Origin of the sequence: Pseudomonas sp. NPDC087814, from assembly GCF_044742865.1 — a bacterium.
Taxonomy (GTDB): domain Bacteria; phylum Pseudomonadota; class Gammaproteobacteria; order Pseudomonadales; family Pseudomonadaceae; genus Aquipseudomonas.
Window position 1 is genome coordinate 1 of the sequence record NZ_JBIUVK010000071.1, and the last position, 21,565, is coordinate 21,565.

26 protein-coding genes are annotated in these 21,565 nt (G+C 60.6%); 11 read left to right on the forward strand and 15 right to left on the reverse strand.

Going from position 1 to position 21,565, the window contains the following annotated elements:
* Window positions 1–1,791: sulfate adenylyltransferase subunit CysN (gene cysN, locus ACIOMR_RS29170; protein ID WP_401197863.1), on the forward strand; the 1,791-nt coding region annotated here is incomplete at its 5' end.
* A 169-nt stretch (window positions 1,792–1,960) separates the two neighbouring features.
* Here cysN and ACIOMR_RS29175 read toward each other — a convergent pair.
* The 3 genes from ACIOMR_RS29175 to ACIOMR_RS29185 are packed head-to-tail and all read right to left on the reverse strand — an operon-like array spanning window position 1,961 to window position 5,359.
* Window positions 1,961–2,860 (reverse strand): acyltransferase, encoded by a 900-nt coding sequence (locus ACIOMR_RS29175; RefSeq protein ID WP_003208452.1) that lies wholly within the window; start codon window positions 2,858–2,860, stop codon window positions 1,961–1,963.
* Window positions 2,861–4,960, reverse strand: coding sequence for a phosphate acetyltransferase (gene pta / locus ACIOMR_RS29180; protein ID WP_017476010.1), 2,100 nt, complete (start codon window positions 4,958–4,960; stop codon window positions 2,861–2,863).
* 60 nt (window positions 4,961–5,020) lie between these two features.
* Window positions 5,021–5,359, reverse strand: a complete 339-nt coding sequence (locus ACIOMR_RS29185) for a DUF3565 domain-containing protein (RefSeq protein WP_003208456.1) — start codon at window positions 5,357–5,359, stop codon at window positions 5,021–5,023.
* Between ACIOMR_RS29185 and ACIOMR_RS29190 the strand changes: the two genes are divergently transcribed.
* The 3 genes from ACIOMR_RS29190 to ACIOMR_RS29200 all read left to right on the forward strand — a co-directional run bounded on the left by ACIOMR_RS29190 (window position 5,328) and on the right by ACIOMR_RS29200 (window position 7,765).
* Window positions 5,328–5,813 (forward strand): peptidylprolyl isomerase, encoded by a 486-nt coding sequence (locus ACIOMR_RS29190; RefSeq protein WP_003208457.1) that lies wholly within the window; start codon window positions 5,328–5,330, stop codon window positions 5,811–5,813. The two genes, ACIOMR_RS29185 and ACIOMR_RS29190, sit on opposite strands and share 32 nt — an antisense overlap.
* A gap of 135 nt (window positions 5,814–5,948) precedes the next feature.
* Window positions 5,949–6,431, forward strand: a complete 483-nt coding sequence (locus tag ACIOMR_RS29195; RefSeq protein ID WP_102606072.1) for a glutathione peroxidase — start codon at window positions 5,949–5,951, stop codon at window positions 6,429–6,431.
* Between the two features lie 230 nt (window positions 6,432–6,661).
* Window positions 6,662–7,765 carry an NADH:flavin oxidoreductase gene (locus ACIOMR_RS29200; RefSeq protein WP_177039599.1) on the forward strand — a complete coding sequence of 368 codons (1,104 nt, stop codon included), beginning with the start codon at window positions 6,662–6,664 and terminating at the stop codon, window positions 7,763–7,765.
* An 82-nt stretch (window positions 7,766–7,847) separates the two neighbouring features.
* Here the strand turns inward: ACIOMR_RS29200 and ACIOMR_RS29205 are convergent, their stop codons facing one another.
* From ACIOMR_RS29205 to cysZ, 3 genes are all read right to left on the reverse strand, one after another.
* Window positions 7,848–8,042 (reverse strand): hypothetical protein, encoded by a 195-nt coding sequence (locus tag ACIOMR_RS29205; protein ID WP_401197870.1) that lies wholly within the window; start codon window positions 8,040–8,042, stop codon window positions 7,848–7,850.
* Between the two features lie 216 nt (window positions 8,043–8,258).
* Window positions 8,259–9,446: a glycosyltransferase family 1 protein gene (locus tag ACIOMR_RS29210; RefSeq protein WP_177022706.1), complete on the reverse strand. Its 1,188-nt coding sequence runs from the start codon at window positions 9,444–9,446 to the stop codon at window positions 8,259–8,261.
* 64 nt (window positions 9,447–9,510) lie between these two features.
* Entirely contained in the window at window positions 9,511–10,266 is a 756-nt protein-coding gene (gene cysZ / locus ACIOMR_RS29215) for a sulfate transporter CysZ (protein WP_003208468.1), read from the reverse strand.
* Between the two features lie 293 nt (window positions 10,267–10,559).
* Here cysZ and trxB point away from each other — a divergent pair, with 293 nt between their 5' ends.
* Window positions 10,560–11,522: a thioredoxin-disulfide reductase gene (trxB, locus tag ACIOMR_RS29220; RefSeq protein ID WP_003208470.1), complete on the forward strand. Its 963-nt coding sequence runs from the start codon at window positions 10,560–10,562 to the stop codon at window positions 11,520–11,522.
* A 182-nt stretch (window positions 11,523–11,704) separates the two neighbouring features.
* On the opposite strand, the gene ACIOMR_RS29225 is transcribed toward trxB, so the two are convergent.
* From ACIOMR_RS29225 to ACIOMR_RS29250, 6 genes are read right to left on the reverse strand one after another with little or no spacing between them, the layout of a single operon-like run.
* A complete protein-coding gene (locus tag ACIOMR_RS29225) occupies window positions 11,705–12,046 on the reverse strand; it encodes a HopJ type III effector protein (RefSeq protein WP_008432300.1) in 342 nt (113 codons plus the stop codon).
* Complete coding sequence (locus ACIOMR_RS29230; RefSeq protein WP_401197876.1) at window positions 12,039–12,335, reverse strand: DUF1244 domain-containing protein; 297 nt, start codon at window positions 12,333–12,335, stop codon at window positions 12,039–12,041. The genes ACIOMR_RS29225 and ACIOMR_RS29230 overlap by 8 nt, the downstream gene beginning before the upstream one ends.
* A gap of 23 nt (window positions 12,336–12,358) precedes the next feature.
* Window positions 12,359–12,730: a dihydroneopterin triphosphate 2'-epimerase gene (gene folX / locus ACIOMR_RS29235; protein WP_003208474.1), complete on the reverse strand. Its 372-nt coding sequence runs from the start codon at window positions 12,728–12,730 to the stop codon at window positions 12,359–12,361.
* A 2-nt stretch (window positions 12,731–12,732) separates the two neighbouring features.
* Entirely contained in the window at window positions 12,733–13,293 is a 561-nt protein-coding gene (folE, locus tag ACIOMR_RS29240) for a GTP cyclohydrolase I FolE (protein WP_010176988.1), read from the reverse strand.
* 20 nt (window positions 13,294–13,313) lie between these two features.
* Window positions 13,314–14,024, reverse strand: coding sequence for a dihydromonapterin reductase (folM, locus tag ACIOMR_RS29245; protein ID WP_401197879.1), 711 nt, complete (start codon window positions 14,022–14,024; stop codon window positions 13,314–13,316).
* Between the two features lie 57 nt (window positions 14,025–14,081).
* The gene (locus tag ACIOMR_RS29250) at window positions 14,082–14,642 is read right to left on the reverse strand and encodes an antibiotic biosynthesis monooxygenase (protein WP_008432309.1); all 561 of its coding nucleotides are present in this window, start codon (window positions 14,640–14,642) and stop codon (window positions 14,082–14,084) included.
* A 215-nt stretch (window positions 14,643–14,857) separates the two neighbouring features.
* Here ACIOMR_RS29250 and ACIOMR_RS29255 point away from each other — a divergent pair, with 215 nt between their 5' ends.
* Window positions 14,858–15,814 carry a MerR family transcriptional regulator gene (locus ACIOMR_RS29255; RefSeq protein ID WP_043225723.1) on the forward strand — a complete coding sequence of 319 codons (957 nt, stop codon included), beginning with the start codon at window positions 14,858–14,860 and terminating at the stop codon, window positions 15,812–15,814.
* A gap of 2 nt (window positions 15,815–15,816) precedes the next feature.
* Here the strand turns inward: ACIOMR_RS29255 and ACIOMR_RS29260 are convergent, their stop codons facing one another.
* Both ACIOMR_RS29260 and ACIOMR_RS29265 read right to left on the reverse strand, forming a co-directional pair.
* Entirely contained in the window at window positions 15,817–16,422 is a 606-nt protein-coding gene (locus ACIOMR_RS29260; RefSeq protein ID WP_003208483.1) for a hypothetical protein, read from the reverse strand.
* Between the two features lie 58 nt (window positions 16,423–16,480).
* Window positions 16,481–16,948, reverse strand: coding sequence for a PAS domain-containing protein (locus ACIOMR_RS29265; RefSeq protein ID WP_003208484.1), 468 nt, complete (start codon window positions 16,946–16,948; stop codon window positions 16,481–16,483).
* A gap of 113 nt (window positions 16,949–17,061) precedes the next feature.
* Here ACIOMR_RS29265 and ACIOMR_RS29270 point away from each other — a divergent pair, with 113 nt between their 5' ends.
* Window positions 17,062–17,517 (forward strand): flavodoxin, encoded by a 456-nt coding sequence (locus ACIOMR_RS29270; RefSeq protein WP_003208486.1) that lies wholly within the window; start codon window positions 17,062–17,064, stop codon window positions 17,515–17,517.
* On the opposite strand, the gene ACIOMR_RS29275 is transcribed toward ACIOMR_RS29270, so the two are convergent.
* Window positions 17,498–18,394, reverse strand: coding sequence for a LysR family transcriptional regulator (locus ACIOMR_RS29275; RefSeq protein WP_177051799.1), 897 nt, complete (start codon window positions 18,392–18,394; stop codon window positions 17,498–17,500). The genes ACIOMR_RS29270 and ACIOMR_RS29275 overlap by 20 nt on opposite strands.
* A gap of 99 nt (window positions 18,395–18,493) precedes the next feature.
* On the opposite strand from ACIOMR_RS29275, the gene ACIOMR_RS29280 reads away from it, so the two are divergent.
* The 4 genes from ACIOMR_RS29280 to ACIOMR_RS29295 all read left to right on the forward strand — a co-directional run bounded on the left by ACIOMR_RS29280 (window position 18,494) and on the right by ACIOMR_RS29295 (window position 21,390).
* Complete coding sequence (locus tag ACIOMR_RS29280) at window positions 18,494–18,880, forward strand: CidA/LrgA family protein (protein ID WP_087693754.1); 387 nt, start codon at window positions 18,494–18,496, stop codon at window positions 18,878–18,880.
* A complete protein-coding gene (locus ACIOMR_RS29285) occupies window positions 18,870–19,556 on the forward strand; it encodes an LrgB family protein (protein WP_102368140.1) in 687 nt (228 codons plus the stop codon). The genes ACIOMR_RS29280 and ACIOMR_RS29285 overlap by 11 nt, the downstream gene beginning before the upstream one ends.
* Window positions 19,557–19,705: 149 nt before the next feature.
* The gene (locus ACIOMR_RS29290) at window positions 19,706–20,488 is read left to right on the forward strand and encodes a class II aldolase/adducin family protein (RefSeq protein ID WP_003208491.1); all 783 of its coding nucleotides are present in this window, start codon (window positions 19,706–19,708) and stop codon (window positions 20,486–20,488) included.
* Window positions 20,488–21,390 (forward strand): alpha/beta fold hydrolase, encoded by a 903-nt coding sequence (locus tag ACIOMR_RS29295; RefSeq protein WP_401197887.1) that lies wholly within the window; start codon window positions 20,488–20,490, stop codon window positions 21,388–21,390. Before ACIOMR_RS29290 ends, ACIOMR_RS29295 begins: the two co-directional genes overlap by 1 nt.
* Window positions 21,391–21,565: the final 175 nt, after the last annotated feature.

Consider the following 21,565-nt stretch of genomic DNA (forward strand, 5'->3'; position numbering starts at 1 on the left):
AAGAGCACCCTGATCGGGCGCCTGCTGCACGACTCCAAGATGATCTACGAAGATCACCTGGAAGCCATCACCCGCGATTCGAAAAAATCCGGCACCACCGGTGACGACATCGACCTGGCGTTGCTGGTCGACGGCCTGCAGGCCGAGCGTGAGCAGGGCATCACCATCGACGTTGCCTACCGCTACTTCTCCACCGCCAAGCGCAAATTCATCATCGCCGACACCCCCGGCCATGAGCAGTACACCCGCAACATGGCCACCGGTGCCTCCACCTGTGACCTGGCGATCATCCTGATCGACGCCCGCTACGGCGTGCAGACCCAGACCCGTCGCCACAGCTTCATCGCCTCGTTGTTGGGCATCAAGCACATCGTGGTGGCCGTCAACAAGATGGACATCAATGGCTTTGACCAAAGCGTATTCGAGTCGATCAAGGCTGATTACCTGAAGTTTGCCGACGGTATCGCGTTCAAACCGAGCACCCTGGCCTTCGTGCCGATGTCGGCGCTCAAGGGCGACAACGTGGTGAACAAGAGCGAGCGTTCGCCCTGGTACACCGGGCAGTCGCTGATGGAGATCCTCGAGACCGTCGAGATCGCCAATGACCGCAACTACACCGACCTGCGTTTCCCGGTGCAGTACGTCAACCGTCCGAACCTGAACTTCCGTGGTTTTGCCGGCACCCTGGCCAGCGGCATCGTGCACAAGGGCGACGAAGTCGTGGTGCTGCCGTCGGGCAAGAGCAGCCGCGTCAAATCCATCGTCACCTTTGAAGGTGAACTGGAAAACGCAGGTCCCGGCCAGGCCGTGACCCTGACCATGGAAGACGAAATCGACATCTCCCGTGGCGACCTGCTGGTGCATGCCGACAATGTGCCGCAAGTGACCGATGCTTTCGACGCCATGCTGGTGTGGATGGCTGAAGAACCGATGCTGCCGGGCAAGAAATACGACATCAAGCGCGCCACCAGCTACGTGCCGGGTTCCATCACCAGCATTGTGCATCGCGTGGATGTGAACACCCTGGAAGAAGGCCCGGCCAGCGCCTTGCAGTTGAACGAGATCGGCCGGGTCAAGGTCAGCCTCGACACGGTCATCGCCCTGGACGGTTACGCGAGCAACCGCACCACCGGTTCGTTCATCGTCATCGACCGTTTGACCAACGGCACCGTGGCTGCGGGCATGATCATCGCGCCGCCGGTGACCCATGGCAGCGCGGCGCAGCACGGCAAACTGGCTCACGTGGCCACCGAAGAGCGCGCCCAGCGCTTCGGCCAGCAACCGGCGACCGTGTTGTTCAGCGGCTTGTCGGGCGCCGGCAAAAGCACCCTGGCCTACGCGGTTGAACGCAAGCTGTTCGACATGGGCCGTGCGGTGTTTGTGCTGGACGGCCAGAACCTGCGCCACGACCTGAACAAGGGCTTGCCGCAGGACCGTGCCGGGCGTACCGAGAACTGGCGTCGTGCCGCGCATGTGGCGCGTCAGTTCAACGAGGCCGGCTTGCTGACGTTGGCGGCGTTTGTTGCCCCGGATGCTGAAGGGCGTGAACAGGCCAAGGCGCTGATCGGCGGTGATCGTTTGCTGACCGTGTACGTGCAGGCTTCGCCTTTGGTGTGTGCCGAGCGTGATCCGCAAGGTTTGTACGCGGCGGGCGGCGATAACATCCCGGGTGAGTCGTTCCCGTATGACGTGCCGTTGAATGCGGACCTGGTGATTGACACCCAGGCGTTATCGCTGGAAGACAGCGTCAAGCAAGTGCTGGACCTGCTGCGCCAGCGCGGCGCGATCTAAGCTTCACGCGCGCAAAAAAGCCCGCCATGTTGGCGGGCTTTTTTTATGGGGCCTTGGAAACAACTCGGTCAAATGTGGGAGCGGGCTTGCTCGCGAAAGCAGAGTGTCAGCCGCCACATGTATAGGTTGGCATACCGCATTCGCGAGCAAGCCCGCTCCCACATTTTGATCAGTGACTGGCGGGATAATCTGTGTGCAATTTGGCGAGCAACACATCCTTCTCTTCCCACAACCGGTTGATCCAGCCCTGGAACGCCAACCGATACTCCCCATCCTGCTCATAATTCTTGCCGATAAACTCGGCCGGAATCTGCACCTCTTCAAACTGCACGACAACGTCCTTCACATTCCCGCACAGCAAATCCCAATAACCGGGGCGCCCACCAGGATAGTGAATGGTCACGTTCACCAGCGACTTCAGCTGTTCACCCATGGCATCCAGCACAAAGGCAATGCCGCCGGCCTTGGGCTTGAGCAGGTAGCGAAACGGTGACTGTTGCTGTGCATGCTTGCCCGGGGTAAACCGCGTGCCTTCGGCAAAGTTGAAAATGCCCACCGGGTTGTGGCGAAACTTCGCGCAGGTCTTGCGGGTGGTTTCCAGGTCCTTGCCTTTCTTCTCCGGGTGCTTTTCCAGGTACGCCTTGGTGTAGCGCTTCATGAACGGGAAGCCCAGTGTCCACCACGCCAAACCAATCACCGGGACCCAGATCAGCTCCTGCTTGAGGAAGAACTTCAGCGGGCGAATGCGCCGGTTGAGCACGTATTGCAGCACCATGATATCGACCCAGCTCTGGTGGTTGCTGGTCACCAGATATGAGTGTTCATAGTCCAGGCCTTCCAGGCCTTTCAGGTGCCAGCGGGTGCGTCGCACCAGGTTCATCCAGGCCTTGTTGTTGCTGATCCAGGCCTCGTGGGTCTGGTTCATCAGCCATTCGCTGAAGCGCTTGGCAAACGGCAGCGCCTTGAACAGCGCCACTATAAACAGGAACGAGCACAGCAGGATCGTATTCAACGCCAGCAACAGCGAGGCGATCACCCCGCGCACGGCGGCAGGTAGAAAATCCAGCATTTAGACATCCATAGGTCGGTTGGCGGCTTGAATCGCGGTCAATGCGATCGTGTACACGATGTCGTCCACCTGCGCCCCGCGGGGCAGGTCGTTCACCGGTTTGCGCAGGCCTTGCAGCATCGGCCCCAGGCTCACGCAATCGGCACTGCGCTGCACGGCCTTGTGGGTGGTGTTGCCGGTGTTCAGGTCGGGGAACACGAACACCGTGGCCTTGCCCGCCACCAGGCTGTTGGGCGCCAGTTGCCGGGCCACGGTTTCGTTGGCGGCGGCGTCGTACTGCAACGGGCCGTCGATCAGCAGTGAGCTTTGGGCTTCGTGGGCGAGCAGAGTGGCTTCGCGGACTTTCTCGACTTCTTCGCCCGTGGCCGAATCACCGCTGGAGTAACTGATCATCGCCACCCGTGGCGTGATGCCGAATGCGGCGGCCGAGTCGGCGCTTTGCAGGGCGATTTCCGCCAGCTCCGCCGCGCTGGGGTGCGGGTTCATCACGCAGTCGCCGTATACCAGCACTTGCTCGGGGAACAGCATGAAAAACACCGACGAGACCAGGGTGCAGCCCGGCGCGGTCTTGATCAGTTGCAAGGCCGGGCGAATGGTATTGGCAGTGGAGTGGATGACGCCGGAGACCAGGCCGTCCACTTCATCCAGGGCGAGCATCATGGTGGCGATCACCACGGTGTCTTCCAGTTGCTGCTCGGCCATCGGCGCGTTGAGGCTTTTGGTTTTGCGCAGGGCCACCATCGGTTCGACGTAGCGCTGGCGAATCAGGTCGGGGTCGAGAATCTCCAGGCCTTCGGGCAGCTCGATGCCATGGGCGCGGGCTACGGCTTCCACGTCGGCCGGCTTGGCCAGCAGTACGCAACGGGCGATCCCGCGTGCCTGGCAGATGGCGGCGGCCTGCACGGTCAGCGGCTCGCTGCCTTCGGGTAACACGATGCGCTTGTTGGCCGCCTGGGCGCGCTGGATCAGTTGATAACGGAACACCGCCGGCGACAGGCGCATCTCCCGCGGCGTGCCGCAGCGTTGGTGCAGCCAGCGGGCGTCGAGGTGGCTGGCGACGAAGTCGGTGATGATCTCCGCACGTTCGCGGTCATCAATCGGGATTTCCTTGTTCAGGCTGTTGAGCTGGTTGGCGGTGTCATACGAGCCGGTGCTCACCGACAACACCGGCAGCCCGGCCTGGAACGCGCCACGGCACAGGTCCATGATCCGTGGGTCGGGCAGGGTGTCGCTGGTCAGCAACAGGCCGGCCAACGGCACGCCGTTGATGGCGGCCAGGCTGACGGCGAGGATGATGTCGTCGCGGTCGCCGGGTGTCACCACCAATACGCCGGGCTTGAGCAGCTCCACGGTGTTGCGCATGGTACGGGCGCAGATGATGATCTTGGTCATGCGCCGGGTTTCGTAGTCACCGGCGTTGAGGATCTGCGCGCCCATCAGGTCGGCCACGTCGCGGGTGCGTGGGGCGTTGAGTTCCGGCTGGTAGGGGATGCAGCCCAACAGGCGGAAATCGCCGCTGCGCAACAACGGCGAATGCTCTTTGAGCCGTGCCGAGAACGCCTCCATGCTTTCGTCGGTGCGCACTTTGTTGAGGATCACGCCCAACACTTTTGGATCTTTCGGGCCGCCGAACAGCTGGGCCTGCAATTCCACGCGGCCGGAGAGTTCGGTCAGCACTTCGTTTTCCGGGGCCGAGACCAGGATCACCTCGGCGTCCAGGCTCTTGGCCAGGTGCAGGTTGACCCGGGCCGCATAGCTGGCACTGCGGGTCGGCACCATGCCTTCGACGATCAGCACGTCCTTGCCCACGGCGGCTTGCTGGTAAAGGGTGATGATTTCTTCCAGCAGCTCGTCGAGCTGGCCGTCGCCGAGCATCCGTTCGACATGGGCCAGGCCCAGAGGCTGGGGCGGTTTCAGGCCGTGGGTGCGGGCCACCAGCTCGGTGGAGCGCTCGGGGCCGGTGTCGCCGGGGTGCGGCTGGGCAATCGGTTTGAAGAAGCCGACTTTCAGCCCGGCCCGTTCAAGGGTGCGCACCAGCCCAAGGCTGATGGAGGTCAGACCCACACCAAAATCGGTGGGCGCGATAAAAAAAGTCTGCATGCGAATTCTCTGGAGGTGCATGGCTTCGGTGGCGGCCTATGGCTGGCTGCCTACCGGGAATCAGGTGCCAAGGTTATCTTTATCTGAGCCTTGCGCACACCAGCCGCACGTAAAGGGCTTGTCTATTTTTTCAAGGCGTTGCGCCGGGTCTGTGACCCAGGCCCGGGATTGCCAGGGTGGCTGGTGGCGCAGGTGCTGGGTGTGGCCGCAGGAAAGCTCGACGACCCAGTGCCGGTCTTCGTCCTGGTGAAATCCGACGACCGTCGGGTCAGTTGTTCGACCCCGTCCGTCCGGGTTGTGTTCGCTTTCGGGCAAATCCTTGTTTAGACTTGTCCGTTCTTCATTCTTCTGCAAAAGGTCTCGCCCCATGCCGATCGCCGCCAATAAGGCTGTCTCCATTGACTATACCCTGACCAACGACGCTGGTGAGGTCATCGACAGTTCTGCCGGCGGCGCGCCGCTGGTCTACCTGCAAGGTGCAGGTAACATCATCCCGGGCCTGGAAAAGGCCCTGGAAGGCAAAGAGGTCGGTGACGAACTGACCGTTGCCGTAGAACCTGAAGATGCCTACGGCGAATACGCTGCCGAACTGGTCAGCACCCTGAGCCGCAGCATGTTCGAAGGTGTCGACGAGCTGGAAGTGGGCATGCAGTTCCACGCTTCCGCTCCGGACGGCCAGATGCAAATCGTCACCATCCGTGACCTGGACGGCGACGACGTGACCGTCGACGGCAACCACCCGCTGGCTGGCCAGCGCCTGAACTTCCAGGTGAAGATCGTCGCTATCCGTGACGCTTCCCAGGAAGAAGTGGCCCACGGCCACGTGCACGGCGAAGGTGGTCACCACCATTAATTGACTGAGCGACGCTCTGTCAGTTGGAAAAAGGCGCCTTCGGGCGCCTTTTTCATTTGGCGGCTATTCTTGCCGACTTGGCGGCTGTAATCTCGAATGGCCGTTACGAAGAACATGGGATATCTGGAGTTCGTCATGAGTGCTTTCCACGACCTTAAACTCAAAGCCCTGGATGGTCAGGAGCTGCCTCTGGCGCCCTTCAAGGGGCAAGTCGTGCTGGTGGTCAACGTCGCCTCCAAATGTGGGTTGACCCCACAGTACGCCGCGCTGGAAAACCTCTATCAGCAATACAAAGACCAGGGTTTCACCGTACTCGGGCTGCCGTGCAATCAATTTGCCGGGCAGGAACCGGGTACTGAAGAAGAAATCCAGAAATTCTGCAGCCTCAACTACGGCGTGACCTTTCCCCTGGGCAGCAAGCTTGAGGTGAATGGCCACGATCGCCACCAGCTGTATCGATTGCTGGCGGGCGAGGGCGCCGAATTTCCCGGGGACATCACCTGGAACTTCGAGAAATTCCTGTTGGGCAAGGACGGCCGGGTGCTGGCGCGTTTCTCGCCGCGTACACCGCCGGATGACCCCTCCATTATTCAGGCGATCGAAAAAGCATTGAGCTGATACTTTCAGCATTGTCGAGTGAGTTTCTGTGGCAAGGGAGCTTCCTGTGGCAGGAGTTTCCTATGGCAAGGGAGCTTGCTGTGGCGAGGGAGCTTGCTCCCGCTGGGCTGCGAAGCAGCCCCATGCCCTCCCGCTTTTACCCCTTAATCACCCCAATCAATAGTGCTATCCAACACGCTGCACACTCCATATTATCCACATCATAAATTCCTTTCCGATGGAGTGCTCCCATGCCTGTCCAAGCCTTGTTCAAACCGTTCCAGCTCGGTGCACTGCAACTGCCGAGTCGCGTGGTCATGGCGCCGATGACCCGTTCCTTTTCTCCGGGTGGCGTGCCCAACTCCAAAGTGATCGAGTACTACCGCCGCCGCGCCGCCGCCGGTGTAGGCCTGATCATCACCGAAGGCACCGTGGTCGGCCACCCGGCTTCCAACGGCTACCCGAACGTCCCGCACTTCTACGGTGAAGCCGCCCTGGCCGGCTGGAAGAAAGTAGTCGACGCGGTACATGCCGAAGGCGGCAAGATCGTTCCGCAACTGTGGCATGTGGGCAGCGTTCGGCGCATCGGCACCGAGCCGGATGCCAGCGTGCCGGCTTACGGCCCCACCGAAAAACTCAAGGACGGCAACGTCGTCGTCCACGGCATGACCGTGCAAGACATCAAGGACGTGATCGCCGCGTTCGCCCAGGCTGCCAGGGATGCCCAGAGCATCGGCATGGACGGCGTTGAAATCCACGGCGCCCATGGCTACCTGGTGGACCAGTTCTTCTGGGAAGGCACCAACCAGCGCACCGACGAATACGGCGGCAGCCTGGCCAACCGTTCGCGTTTCGCCATCGAATTGATCCAGGCCGTCCGCGCCGCCGTGGGGCCGGACTTCCCGATCATCCTGCGTTTCTCCCAGTGGAAGCAGCAGGACTACACCGCGCGCCTGGTGCAAACCCCGGAAGCCTTGGGTGAATTCCTCAAGCCGCTGTCTGACGCGGGCGTGGATATTTTCCACTGCTCCACCCGCCGTTTCTGGGAGCCGGAATTCGAAGGCTCCGAGCTGAACCTGGCCGGCTGGACCCGCAAGCTCACCGGCAAGCCGACCATCACCGTGGGCAGCGTCGGCCTGGACGGCGAGTTCCTGCAGTTCATGGTCAACACCGATAAAGTGGCGCAACCCGCCAGCCTGGAAAAACTGCTGGAGCGCCTGAACAACGACGAGTTCGACCTGGTCGCTGTGGGCCGTGCGCTGCTGGTGGATCCGGATTGGGCGCTGAAGGTTCGCGAAGGCCGTGAAGGCGACATCCTGCCGTTCAGTCGTGAGGCGTTGACGACCCTCGTTTGACGCGCACACGTTTAACTGCGTGGCTGCAAAAAATGCCTGGAACCAGTTTCCAGGCATTTTTGCCAAGTTGCCTTGAGTTGTATTAAAACTTCAGCTGGTTTTTTTCCTGCTCCTGCTCCTGCTCCTGCTGCTTCTGCTGCTGCTGCTGCTGCAATGCAAGGAGGCCTGCTTGTTGATCGTCAGGCCGCTTGCCGCGAATACCCCCGTTCTCTAAGCCCGAAGGCGCAGGAGGCAGACTGAACGACGAAGGCTGGATGCTGTTGAGTGGCATCGACATGGGAGAACTCCACATATTTTATCTAAGAGTATTTGGGCTTTATGGCTGGTTCTTCCTATGACCCTGAACAACCGCCACTGATGTTGTGGCGTTCACCTGCGCACTAGTTCCCAACTGCAACTCGCAACATTCCCCCTCACGCAGCACTGAGTTGGCTTGTCTACTGGTCATTCAAGGGTGTTCGCTTGGGCAGATCAAAAATATCTACATCGAATACTAGACATTCATAGTGCTGCTGCCGACTTTGTACACACTCGATATGCCCCTGCATACATCCAGTAACTTGCTTTCAAACTGCTCAATAATTGCCGGCCAGCCCTGGCGACTGGCGTGTTGTCGGGCATTGAGCCTGACCCTGCGCAAACTTTCACGCTCCTCCAACAACCAGTTGGCGGCATCACAAAATGCCTCCTCGTCCCCAGGCATCGCCAGCACACCGTTGTAACCATGGCGAATATGCTGGGTTGCAGCTGCCTGGTCGTAAGCCACCACCCCCAACCCTGCGGCCATGGCCTCTAACACTACATTGCCAAAGGTTTCGGTCAGGCTGGGGAACAGGAACAGATCCCCTGAGGCGTAGTGCCGAGCCAGCTCCTCATCGCGTCGGGTACCGCAAAAAATTGCCTGAGGCAGCGATTTCTCAAGCATTGTCCGTTGGGGGCCATCGCCGACAATGATCAGTTTCAACCGGCGCTGTGGGTAAGTGGTTTGCAGCGAGTCGAAGCAGCGCTTGAGCAGCCCGAGATTTTTTTCCTGGGCCAGGCGTCCGACGTGCAGCACGGCGATGTCTTCATCGCTCAGCCCCCACTGCTCACGCAGGGCTGGGTCGCGTTTGGCCGGGTGAAACAGCTGGCTGTCGACACCGCGCGCGAGCATGCCCAGGCGCTCGAAATGGCGCCGCTCCAGCTCCAGGCGCTGGCTGGCGCTGGGCACCAGGGTCAGGGTCGAGCGGTTATGGAACCAGCGCAGATAGTGGGTCAGCACCCGGCTCAGCATGCCCAGGCCGTACTGGTTGGAATACTGCTGGAAGTTGGTGTGAAAGCCACTCACCACGCTGATCCCCAGGCGCCGCGCCGCCCGCAACGCCGACAAACCCAGCGGGCCTTCGGTGGCGATATACAACACATCCGGGCGCTGGCGGGTCCAGCGCCGCAACAGCTTGTGCATCGACGACTGGCCCCATTGCAGCCCCGGGTAGCCCGGCAGCGGCCAGCCGCGACAGAGCATCAGGCCGTCGTCGCTGGGCCGGCTCTGGTCGCTGCCCTGGCGCGGGCGAACCAGTTCGACTTGATGCCCACGCGCGCGCAAACCGTCACACAGGCGGCCAAGGGTATTGGCCACCCCGTTGATCTCTGGCGGGAAGGTTTCGGTGATCAGGGTGATGTGGAGCGAAGCTGTCGTCATGACCCACAGTGTCGGCGTGGGCCATGTCGTCATTGTGTCTTTTGGATGATGGATTTGTGACGGCTCAGGCCTTTTTAATGGCCATGGCCTCGGCGCCTTGCTCACGCACCCAGAACAACGTCGCCCCGGCCACCGCTGCCGGCATCATCAGCAGGTTGACCACCGGCACCAGCAACACCAGGTAAACGATCCCGCCAAAACTCATGCTCTGCCAGCGCTTCTGGCGCAGCCAGGCGAGCATTTCGTTCCAGCCCAGCTTGTGGTTGTCGGCCGGGTAGTCGATGTACTGGATCGCCATCATCCACACACCAAACAGCAGCCACAGCGGCGCCGCCACCAGGTTGACCACTGGGATGAACGACAGGATAAACAGGCCGATGGCCCGGGGCAGGAAGTAACCCAGTTTGCGCATTTCCCGGGCCAGGGTGCGCGGGACCATGGCCGCCAGTTCGCCCCAGCTGAACGCCGGGAAATCATCGGTGCCGCGCACCACCACTTCGACCTTTTCCGACAGAAAGCCGTTGAACGGCGCGGCGATAATGTTGGCAAGCATGGTGAAGGTGAAAAACACCATCAGCACCACCAGCACCACAAATAAAGGCCACAGCAGATAATTGAGGAAGCTCAGCCAGCTCGGCAGCGTCGGCATGAGTGTGTCGACCCACAGGCTGAACTGATGGCCGGCGAAGTAGATCAATCCGACGAACAGGATCAGGTTGATTGCCAGCGGCAGCAGCACAAACAGCCGCAGGCCGGGGCTGAGTACCAGTTTGAGACCTTCGCGCAGGTACTGTGGGCCTGAAAGAACGGGGGCGGGCATGGATAACTCCGGGCAATAGGGGCGAACGCGCCGACCTTACCGGCTTTGGGAGTACCGGGAAAGCACGGCCCGCATCGCGACATTAACGGTAACAAAGGTGTCGATTAATAGAGGGCATGGGATAGAGACCACCTATGAGCTGGATTGTTAATCCGTATTTCCTTAATCTTGCCTCCCTCTATACGCTGCACCCATTATTTTCAGGATCTGCGAGTTCAAGCCTTCCCCAAGTGCTTCGCGGTCCTTTTTTATTCCAGCCGTTCTGTAGTCCGGGCGGTCGATAGGAGTGAGTCATGTCTGATACCCGTCATTCGCGAGTGATTATTCTCGGTTCCGGCCCTGCCGGTTACAGCGCTGCCGTCTACGCTGCCCGGGCCAACCTCAAGCCGTTGCTGATCACCGGCATGCAAGCGGGCGGTCAGTTGACCACCACCACTGAAGTTGACAACTGGCCGGGCGACGTCCACGGCCTGACCGGCCCGGTGCTGATGGAGCGCATGAAAGAGCACGCCGAGCGTTTCGAAACCGAGATCGTGTTTGATCACATCAACAAGGTCGACTTCTCCAAGAAGCCTTACAGCCTGACCGGCGACAGCGGCGTGTACACCTGTGACGCGCTGATCATCGCCACCGGCGCCAGCGCTCGTTACCTGGGCCTGCCGTCGGAAGAAGCGTTCATGGGCAAGGGCGTTTCGGCCTGCGCAACCTGCGACGGTTTCTTCTACCGCAACAAGCCAGTGGCTGTGGTCGGTGGCGGCAACACCGCGGTGGAAGAAGCGCTGTACCTGGCCAACATCGCCAGCACCGTGACCCTGGTTCACCGTCGCGAGACCTTCCGCGCCGAGAAGATCCTGATCGATAAGCTGCATGCCCGCGTGGCCGAAGGCAAGATCATCCTCAAGCTCAACGCCACCCTGGATGAAGTTCTGGGCGACAACATGGGCGTGACCGGTGCTCGCCTGAAGAACAACGACGGCAGCTTCGACGAGCTGAAAGTCGACGGCGTGTTCATCGCCATCGGCCACACTCCGAACACCTCGTTGTTCGAAGGCGTGCTGGATGCCAAAGACGGTTACCTGATCGTGCAGGGCGGCCGTGAAGGCAATGCGACTGCCACCAACATCGAAGGTATCTTCGCTGCCGGTGACGTGGCCGACCACGTGTACCGCCAGGCGATCACCTCCGCCGGCGCCGGTTGCATGGCGGCACTGGATGCCGAGCGTTACCTCGACGGTTTGAAGGACGCTTCGTTCTAAACCGTAGAAACAAAAAAACCGGCTGCGAGGCCGGTTTTTTTATGCACGGGATTTGATGATCACCGCAGTCCAAATGTGGGAGCGGGCTTGCTCGCGAAAGCGGTGTGTCAGTCACCCGACGTATTGACTGACACTCTGCTTTCGCGAGCAAGCCCGCTCCCACATTTTGATCTATGTCTGACTCAGGATTTGCGGGTCAGTGGCTGTGCGGCAAACTTCACACCCGCCAACCCATGCTCGATCAGCGCACGAATGTTGCCATGGTCACTGCCTTCAGGCGTGGCCAGCACCGAACGGTAATGCTCGCCAAACGCCAACAGCGCTTCCTGGTCGCTCAAGCCTTCCAGCAGCGCCAGGCCCAGGGTCTTGCACGAACCTTCGTTCTGCCCGGCGGCGTTTTCCACGCTGCCATTGGTGAACGCTTGTGGCTGGTAGTCGTAACCCGCAGCTACAAAGGCCAGGGTATCGGCAAAAACATGTTCGCCACTGTTGAGGCTGGCGCGCAGGGTGTTCAGGTCAGTCATGGGTTTTTCCTTTGGCGAATGCCGCTTGCTGTTCGGCACTGGCTTCTTGCTGGTATTGGGCTTTCCACTCGGCGTACGACATGCCGTACACCACTTCACGGGCGTCATCGAGGCTCAGCTCGATCTGGCGCTCGTCGGCCTCGGCCTTGTACCACTTGGACAAGCAGTTGCGGCAGAAGCCCGAGAGGTTCATCAGGTCGATGTTCTGCACATCCTTGCGGCTGTCCAGGTGGGCCACCAGCCGGCGGAAGGCGGCGGCTTCGAGTTCGAGGCGTTGTTGATCGTTCATGATGCTCACTGCAAAGGTAAGGGTTAGCGACTGGCCGCTAGGGTGATCGACACCGATTCGGCAAAACGCAACGCATGGGGTTTGTCGACTTCGACTTCGGCGTACAGCACCGATGTATTGCTCATCACCAGGTCGAGGATCTCCTGGGTCAGGCGCTCCAGCAGGGCAAAGCGGTTGCCTTCCACATGGGCGATGATCGCCTTGGTGATGGTGCGGTAGTTCAGCGCGTGGTCGATGTCGTTGTCGCGCACGGCTTCCTGGGCGGCATACAGGATGGTCAGGTTGATCAACACATCCTGCTTGTTGAGGATTTCATCCTCGTTGATCCCGATAAACGTGCGCAGGCACAGGTCCTTGACCCGGATGCGCGCCATGCCTGGCTGAAGTTGTGGCATTGCTACTTGCTCCGTCCAATCAGTTGCAGGAACTCCATGCGCGTGGTGTTCGACTCGCGGAAGGCGCCGAGCATCACCGAGGTGTTCATGGTTGAATTCTGTTTTTCGACACCGCGCATCATCATGCACATGTGCCTGGCTTCGATCACCACCGCCACGCCGGCGGCCTGGGTCACCGTCTGGATGGCGTCGGCGATTTCCCGCGTGAGGTTTTCCTGGATCTGCAGGCGACGGGCGAACATGTCGACGATACGCGCCAGCTTCGACAGGCCGAGCACCTTGCCGGTCGGAATATAGGCCACATGGGCCTTGCCGATAAAGGGCAGCAGATGATGCTCGCACAGCGAATACAGCTCGATGTCCTTGAGGATCACCATCTCGTCGTTGTCGGAGGCAAACAGCGCACCGTTGACGATTTCTTCCAGGTTCTGCTCGTAGCCGTGACACAGGTACTGCATGGCCTTGGCGGCACGCTTTGGCGTGTCGAGCAAACCCTCGCGCTCGGGGTCTTCACCCAGGCCCTTGAGGATCTCGCGGTAGTGGTGGGGCAGGGACAAAGTCATACAACATCCTCGCAAACGGCTTACTTGATATGCCGCCCGCCGTTGACGGTCAGGGTGGTACCGGTGATATAAGGGTTATCCAGCAGGTAGCGCACGCTCTGGTAAATCACCTCGGGGCCGGGCTCGATTCCCAGTGCCGCCTTGGCCAGGACCTTGGCGCGGTAAGCCGCGTCGTCGCCCTCGTTGAACATCACCATTGCCGGGGCAATGCCGTTCACCTTGATATCCGGTGCAAGCTGCGCGGCAAACGACAAGGTCAGGCTGTCGAGCCCGGCCTTGGTGGCGCAGTAGGCAATGTGCTGGCGGCTGCCCTTGCGGGTCACGTCATCGCTGATGTGCACGATATCCGCAGGCGTGGAGCGTTGCAGCAGGTAAGCACAATGCAGGTTGATCAGGTACGGCGCAAGCATGTGCACGCTGAACATGTCGGTAAAGGCGCGGCTCTCGTCGCCGGGCGCTTCCGCTTCCCAGGCCGAGGCATTATGAATGATCGCCCGCAGGCTTTGGGTGTGCGTCTTCAGTTCGTCGATGAAGGCGAGAATACCGGTCTCATTGGAGAAGTCGGCAAACACACCGATCGCACCGCGTTCGCGCAAGGCTTGCACGCCGGGACGTTCGCTGCGGTAGCTGAAAATCACTGGCTGCCCTTCGTCCAGCAGGCGCTGGGCGCAATGCAGGCCGACGCGCTGGCCGGCACCGGTGATCAGGATCGGGGCGGGTGTTGAAGACATGGGAGGCTCGAATCGCTGGCAGGCTAAAACTATACCAGCGAGCGGCCTCCCTTGTACTCAAGCAGCGGCTTCGGTGGCCTTTACCCGGGCTGGCGCCGGATGCAGCCAGCCGGCCAGCAGGTGGGTCGACAACGGGATAAAGAAGTAAACCATCAATGGCGTGAGCGCGAGGGTGCTGACCAGCACACGGCTCAGCAACCCCAACTCGCTGAGCAGCGGCTCAAGGCCGAAGTTGAACAGCAGCGACACCGGGAAAAATGCCAGCCAGATGGCCACGGCCTGCTTCCAGCGCGGCGGACGTGCGGCGGCGGCGCCAAACCAGCCGTCGATACCGCGTACGCGATGCTCCGACGGCGCAGCAAACAGCTCACTGCCACGCCCGAGCCATGCACCACGGGAGGCGGAAAACTCCCACGCATGCAGGGTTTTTTCGTCGGCGAAGCGGAAAATAATCTGGAACTCGTCATCGTTGGGCGGCGGTGCAAGCACGCCTGAACCCAGGTAACCGGGGAAGTCCGTGGCCAATTGCTCGCCTTCGCGCAGCCAGGCCATCAACTCTTCATAGCGGCCCTTGGCCACGCGGCGCGCAACCATCAGGGTGACGGGGGAGGTAGACATTGTGTATCTCCATAAGGATCAGGTGCACTGGGCCGGGTAGGCGGCGCACGAACGAAGCTGCGGGGTAAGCAGCCACGTTGAAAAAACAGGCAAGGATTATTCCTGTTTTGCAGAAATACACCAGCGACATTGGTCGGCTTGTCGAAGACCTTGAATCGGACAGCTGTATGGGCGTTAAATGGGATCCAAGTTCCTGACAGTATATTGATGCCCTGATGTCTGTAATGACTGCTCCACGTCCCGAAATGGCCCTTGGCAACCCTGCCGATTCCGATGAGCTGTTTCCGATTCGCGAAGTCGCGAGATTGACAGGCATCAACCCTGTCACCTTGCGTGCCTGGGAACGGCGTTACGGGCTGATCCACCCGGTTCGCACCGAAAGTGGGCACCGCCTGTATTCGCGCACCGATATCGAGACCGTTCATCGCATTCTTGACTGGATCGAGCGTGGCGTGGCCGTGAGCAAGGTCGGCAAGATCCTCGCGCGCGACGATCATCAAGTCGAAGCGGCGGCTGCTTCGCCGGCAGGTGCAGAGCATGAATGGGCCCAATGGCAGGCGCAGTTGCGAACGGCCGTCGGTGCCTTCGACGACCGGCAACTGGACCGGTTGTATGGCCAGATTTTCGCCGCCTACCCGGTCGCGGTGGTGTTCCAGGACATCCTGATGCCCCTCTGGCAGCAACTGTTGCGACATCAGGGGTTGTTTGGCCAAACCAGTGAATGGCTGTTTTTTGATGGATTCCTGCGCAGCCGAACCTGGAAACGCCTGCAGATAGGCTGTGCCTCAGCGGCGCCGCGGGTATTGCTGGCCGCCATTGCGGGGGAGTGCCGAGAGCTGGAGTTGTTGGTCGCAGGCCTGTTGATGAGCGGTGACGAGTTGGCGGTCAAGGTTCTGGCTGTGGGCCAGCCGATGGATGAATTGACCCTTGTCTGTGAAAAAACCAGGCCACAAGCCCTTGTGGTGTTCTCCAATCACTCGCCGGCCAATGGCTTGCCTCGGCGCCTTGAACGGTTGGCCCTGACCCTGGATTGCCCACTGTTGCTGGCCGGCGATGCGGCGGAGTTGGCGCAGGAACAACTGGCGGGTTCATCCGTCGGCTGCCTGGGTAACGAAGGGCGATTGATGCAGCGCCGCTTGCAGCAGTTTCTGCGCGGTAACCTGGATACCTGACTTCAGGCGTGGACTTCGGGGTGAAACAGGCGGTGTTGCTGCAGGATAAACTGGCGCAGGCGCTCGGTCTCATCCACATCGTTCTGGCTCAGGCGGTAGGCGAACAATCCTCGGGCAGTTTCCCGTTCCAGCGTGCCCCGCACCGAAATGCGCTCGTACCCGGACGGACTGAACCACAGCGAAAAGGTTCTTGGCGCCTTGATCCGCCCGCGAATTTCCACCAGCAATCCCTTGAATGACACCTCATGCACCCACAGCGCACCGGGTTGGCCCTTGATGTTTTCCAGGGGTACCGGCTCTTCGAGCGCCAGGCGCCACGGGCGGATCATCGGCCCGTCTTCGAAAATACTCGGTACACCCAGCCGCAGATGCACGGCATGAAACTCGTCTTCCACCAATTGCAGCGGAAACGTCATTTGCTGGTTGTCGAATTGGGCCTGGAGGGTGACATGGTCATGGGCGGCCAGGCGGGTGAGCAGATCTCGAATCTGCGCACCGCCATTGACCGTCAGGCTCGACGACGCGTCCCGCACATTGAGTTGCGGGTTATGGTGCATGGTCTGAATAAAATCCAGCTCGTCCTGCGTCAAAAGCGCGTCGCGTTGCATTGATCTTGCTCAAGAAAAAGGTATTAAAACGCCATTATCTCTTTAAAGACCGCGTTTTCTAGTTTTTGTTAGATCCGCTCGTCGCCTTGAGTGCCGCAAGCTCCGCCTTGAGGTCAGCCAACTGGGCTTCCAGTTGCGCGACACGCTGCTGGGCCTTGACCTGAACGGTCACATCCTTCTGCACACCGACAAAGTAGGTCTGCTTGTCGGCCGGGTTATAAACCGTCGATAACGACAGCTCGTTCCAGAAATGCGTGCCGTCCTTGCGGTAATTGCGCAGGATTTCCCGGCAGGCGCCGCCACTCTCCAGGGCTTCGCGAATCGCCATCAGCCCCGGCTGGTCACGGTCACCCGATTGCAGGAAGCGGCAGTCCTGATAGAGGATTTCGTCGAGGGTGTAGCCAGTCATGCGCTCGAAGGCCGGGTTCACATAAATCAGTGGCTTGTCCTTGCCTTCGCGCTCGGCGATAACGATGCCGTCGTTGGAAGCGTTGATCACCAGTTGCATCAGCTTGGCGTTAATCATTGAGCGATCCATGGCTTGTAGTTGGAGTTTGCAGTTTAAGACATGCCGGCAGCCTGTCCATGGGCCCCAGCTGTTAATATCCCAGGCTTTTAGTCAGCTACAGGATCAGATTGATGAAAGTCGCCATCCTTTCCGGCTCGGTGTACGGCACGGCTGAAGAAGTCGCCCGTCATGCTGCAAGCATCCTCAACGCTGCCGGCTTCGACGCCTGGCACAACCCGCGCGCCACCCTGGCCGATGTGCAGGGTTTTGCCCCCGAGGCCTTTTTAGCCGTGACCTCCACCACCGGCATGGGCGAATTGCCCGATAACCTGCAACCGCTGTATTCGACCATTCGCGACCAACTGCCGGCCGCCTGGCGCGGACTACCAGGCGCGGTGATCGGCCTGGGCGACGCCAGCTATGGCGACACCTTCTGCGGGGGCGGCGAGCAAATGCGCGAGCTGTTTGCCGAGTTGGGCGTGCACGAAGTGCTGCCGATGCTGCGCCTGGACGCCAGCGAAAGCGTGACCCCGGAAGCCGACGCCGAGCCCTGGCTGGCCGAGTTGGTCACTGCACTGCGCGGTTGACCGGGAACTCGCGCAACAACGCCAGCCAGGCCTGGGCGGCTTTCGAAAGATAGGCGCCCTCACGCCAGATAAAGGCAATGTCCCAGCGCAGGTAGTCCGGCGCCTTGAGTGTCAGGCGCACCACCCCGGGCCGCACCAGGCCCCGGGCCACCACGCTGGGCAGCAACACCACGCCTTGGCCGGCGGCCACCAGGGCCGCAAGGAAATCCGCCTGGCCGCTGCGACCACTTTCCTTCGGGGTGAAGCCCAATTGCTGACAGGCCTGTAGCAGGCGGTCGTTCAACACAAAACTGCGCTGATACATCAGGAACGGCGTGTCAGCCAACTCCTCCAGGCGGATCTGCGCGTTATCGGCCAATGGATGGTCCATCGGCAGCAGGGCATCCAGCGGTTCATCGCAGAATGCCTGCCAGGCGAATGCCGGGTCGCTGGGCATCAGGCTGCCGCCCACTTCCAGCTCTCCGCTCAAGATCGCCTGCTCGATATTGCGGCTGCCGCCTTCCAGCAACTGGATGGTGACGTTCGGATAACGCCGGCGGTATTCGGCAAACAGCCCGGCGAACAACGTGTCGCCGCCCAACTGCGGCAGGCCCATGCGCAACTCGCCACGGGTCAACTGATTCAAGTCATCCAGCTCACTGAGCAACTCGGTTTGCTGGCGCAGCATGGCCTCCGCCCGCTGCAGCACCACTTGTCCGGCCGCCGTCAGGCGAATCTGCGAACCCAGGCGATCCAGCAGCGGCGTGCCCAGGCTTTGTTCCAATTGCGCCACCTGCTTGCTGACCGCGGACTGGCTGATGTGCAGGGTTTTACCGGCTTGGGTAAAACCGCCCCGGTGGATCACTTCGACAAAGCTGCGCAGCTGTTTAAATTCCATCGACATGATTCCAGTTTGGAATAGCTTGCAGTCTAACAATTCGCTGTGGGGATGCCAGGCGCCTCTTTAAAATGGGTGCCCTGGGAGGACCCAAAGCTCATGAAACGTTTCACCTTCAAAGTCGTCGGTCGGTTGTTGACTGAACTGATTGTGCTGCTGGCCATATATTTTCTGGGCTGCCAATTGGCCGCCTGGCTGAGCTGGCCTATTCCCGGTGGTGTGGTCGGCCTGGGCCTGTTGTTGCTGACCTTCGCCACCGGCCTGGTAAAACCGGCGGCTCTGCAACTGGGCGCCGGTGTACTGATGGCCGAGATGCTGCTGTTCTTTATTCCTGCCTTGATGAGCCTTTTGGACTACGGTGGCCTGGTAAAGCACGACGGCTGGCGGATCATGTTGGTGATCGGCTTCAGCACCTTGTCGGTGATGCTGGTGACTGCGTTTACCGTGGAATTCGTCTGCCGCTGGAAGCTGCGCCATGAAGCTTGAGCTGATGCCGATGTTCTGGCTGGCGCTGACCCTCGGTGCCTACGGCTTCAGCCGCTGGATCTACCGGCGCACCGGGCGCTACCTGCTGTCGCCGCTGATCCTGGTGCCGGCGCTGCTGCTGGCGGTGGCCGTGCCGATGAAAACCGCCTATGCCGAATACGCCACCGACACCCACTGGCTGATGCTGGTGCTGGGCCCGGTGACCGTGGCGTTCGCGATTCCGATCTGGCAACAGCGCCAATTGCTGATGCGCCACTGGTCAGCGTTATTGCTGGGGATGGTCGCGGGCAGCGCGGCGTCCATCGCCACTTCGTATGGCCTGGCCAAGGCCCTCGCTCTCGACAGCTCGGTGACGATGTCGTTGGTGCCCCGTTCGATCACCACCCCGTTCGCGATGCCGGTGTCTTCCGACCTGGGCGGCGTGCCGGAACTGACGGCGGTGTTCGTGATGTTCACCGGGGTGTTTGGCGCCATGCTCGGCGGCGTACTGCTCAAGTGGTTGCCGTTGCGCACGCCATTGGCCCGTGGCGCATTGTTTGGCGTGGGCGCTCATGGCGCGGGTGTCAGCCGGGCTCATGAAGTGGGCGGCGAGGAAGGCTCCGTGGCGGGCCTGGTAATGGTGCTGACCGGGTTGCTCAACCTGTTCGCCGCGCCTTTATTGGCGTCGCTTCTCTGACACGCGCAGAACAAAATCGAACTATCCTCAGGACTGACCCGTTCGGTCATCAAGCTGGCTGCCAATGCAACTACGGCGGCCTCGAGGTCTGACTAGACTGCCTCTTCACTCAAAAAAACAATAATAAGCGCGCCAAGGAGGTCATTGCCGTGAGCCTAGCCACTGTTCAATCGACACACAGTGTAAAAGACCAGGTCAGCGCGGCCGAATGGCAGGCCCGCGTCGACCTCGCCGCGTGCTATCGCCTGGTGGCGATGCATGGTTGGGACGACCTGATTTTCACCCACATCTCGGCCAAGGTGCCGGGCACCGAAGACTTCCTGATCAACCCCTACGGGCTGATGTTCCACGAGATCACCGCGTCGAGCCTGGTGAAGGTCGATCAGGCCGGCAACAAGCTGATGGACAGTCCCTACGAGGTCAACCCTGCCGGGTACACCATTCACAGTGCGGTGCACGAAGTGCGGCACGATGTGGTCTGCGTGCTGCACACCCACACCGCCTCCGGCATTGCCGTCTCCGCGCAGAAACAGGGCGTGCTGCCCATCAGCCAGCAATCGTTGTTCGTGTTGTCCAGCCTGGCTTATCACGCCTACGAAGGTGTGGCGCTGAACCACGAGGAAAAGGCCCGCTTACAGGCCGACCTTGGCGAAAACAATTTCCTGATGCTGCACAACCACGGTCTGCTGACCTGTGGCGGCAGCATCGCCGATACGTTCCTGATGATGTTCATCTTCCAGCGCACCTGCGATATCCAGGTGATGGCGCAGAACGGTGGCGCTGAACTGATCAGCATTGCGCCGCAGATATTGGCCGGTGCCCGGGCGATGATCGCTGGGGTCACCAAAAGCGCTCAGGGCATGGGCGGCGCGCTGGCGTGGCCGGCGTTGCTGCGCAAACTCGATGCACTCGACCCCGGGTATAAAAGCTGATGCCACTCGCCGAGATCCCGCTGCGCATCTGGCGCCAGCGTGCCCAGAACTTTGAGTTTCGCGGCCGCACCATTCGGTACTGGGTGGCGGGGCAGGGCGAGCCGTTGCTGCTGATCCATGGTTTTCCCACGGCCAGTTGGGATTGGCATTACCTCTGGCAGCCGTTGGTCCAGCGCTATCAAGTGATTGCCTGCGACATGCTGGGGTTTGGCGATTCGGCCAAGCCGCTGGACCACACCTATTGCCTGCTGGAGCAGGCGGACTTGCAACAGGCGTTGCTGGAGCATCTTTGGGTGCAGCAGCCGGTGCATGTGCTGGCCCATGATTACGGTGACAGTGTTGCGCAGGAGTTGTTGGCGCGGCATTACGAAGGCCGGTTTCGGATGGGCAGTTGTGTGTTTCTCAACGGTGGGTTGTTTCCGGAGACGCATCGTCCGGCGTTGGTGCAGAAGCTGTTGCTGAGCCCATTGGGTTGGATGATTGGGCGGGCGTTTGGGCGTAATGCCCTGGCTAACAGTTTTGGGCAGATTTTCGGGCCGGCGACTCGGCCCAGTGAGAGTGCGCTGGATGATTTCTGGAGCTTGATCGAGAGCCAGGATGGGCCGCGGATTCTGCACAAGTTGATTGCGTATATTCCTCAGCGTCGGCGGCAGCGGGATCGATGGGTGGCGGCCATGCAGCGGGGGGAGGTGCCGTTGCGGGTGATCGATGGGGAGGTTGATCCGATTTCCGGGGGGCATATGGTTCAGCGTTATCGTGAGCTGGTGCCGCACGCGGATACGGTGTTGCTGGCGAATATTGGGCACTACCCGCAGATTGAGGCGCCGGTGCAGGTGTTGAAGCATTATCTGGCGTTTCGGGAGGGGCTTGGGGTTGGGGCTGCTCGGGTGGCTTATTCTTGATTGGGGTTGAGTACATATCCGTTATTTAGGTAACGGCGGCTTATGGTTCCGCTCTTACAGCGGGTCACTTTTGAAAAGCGTGTACGGACCGGACACATGGTTGACGGGTGTACGGGGACATGGTTGACACTTTTCGGCGAGCTAACTACGCCGGAAAACCATCATGCCCTGGAAT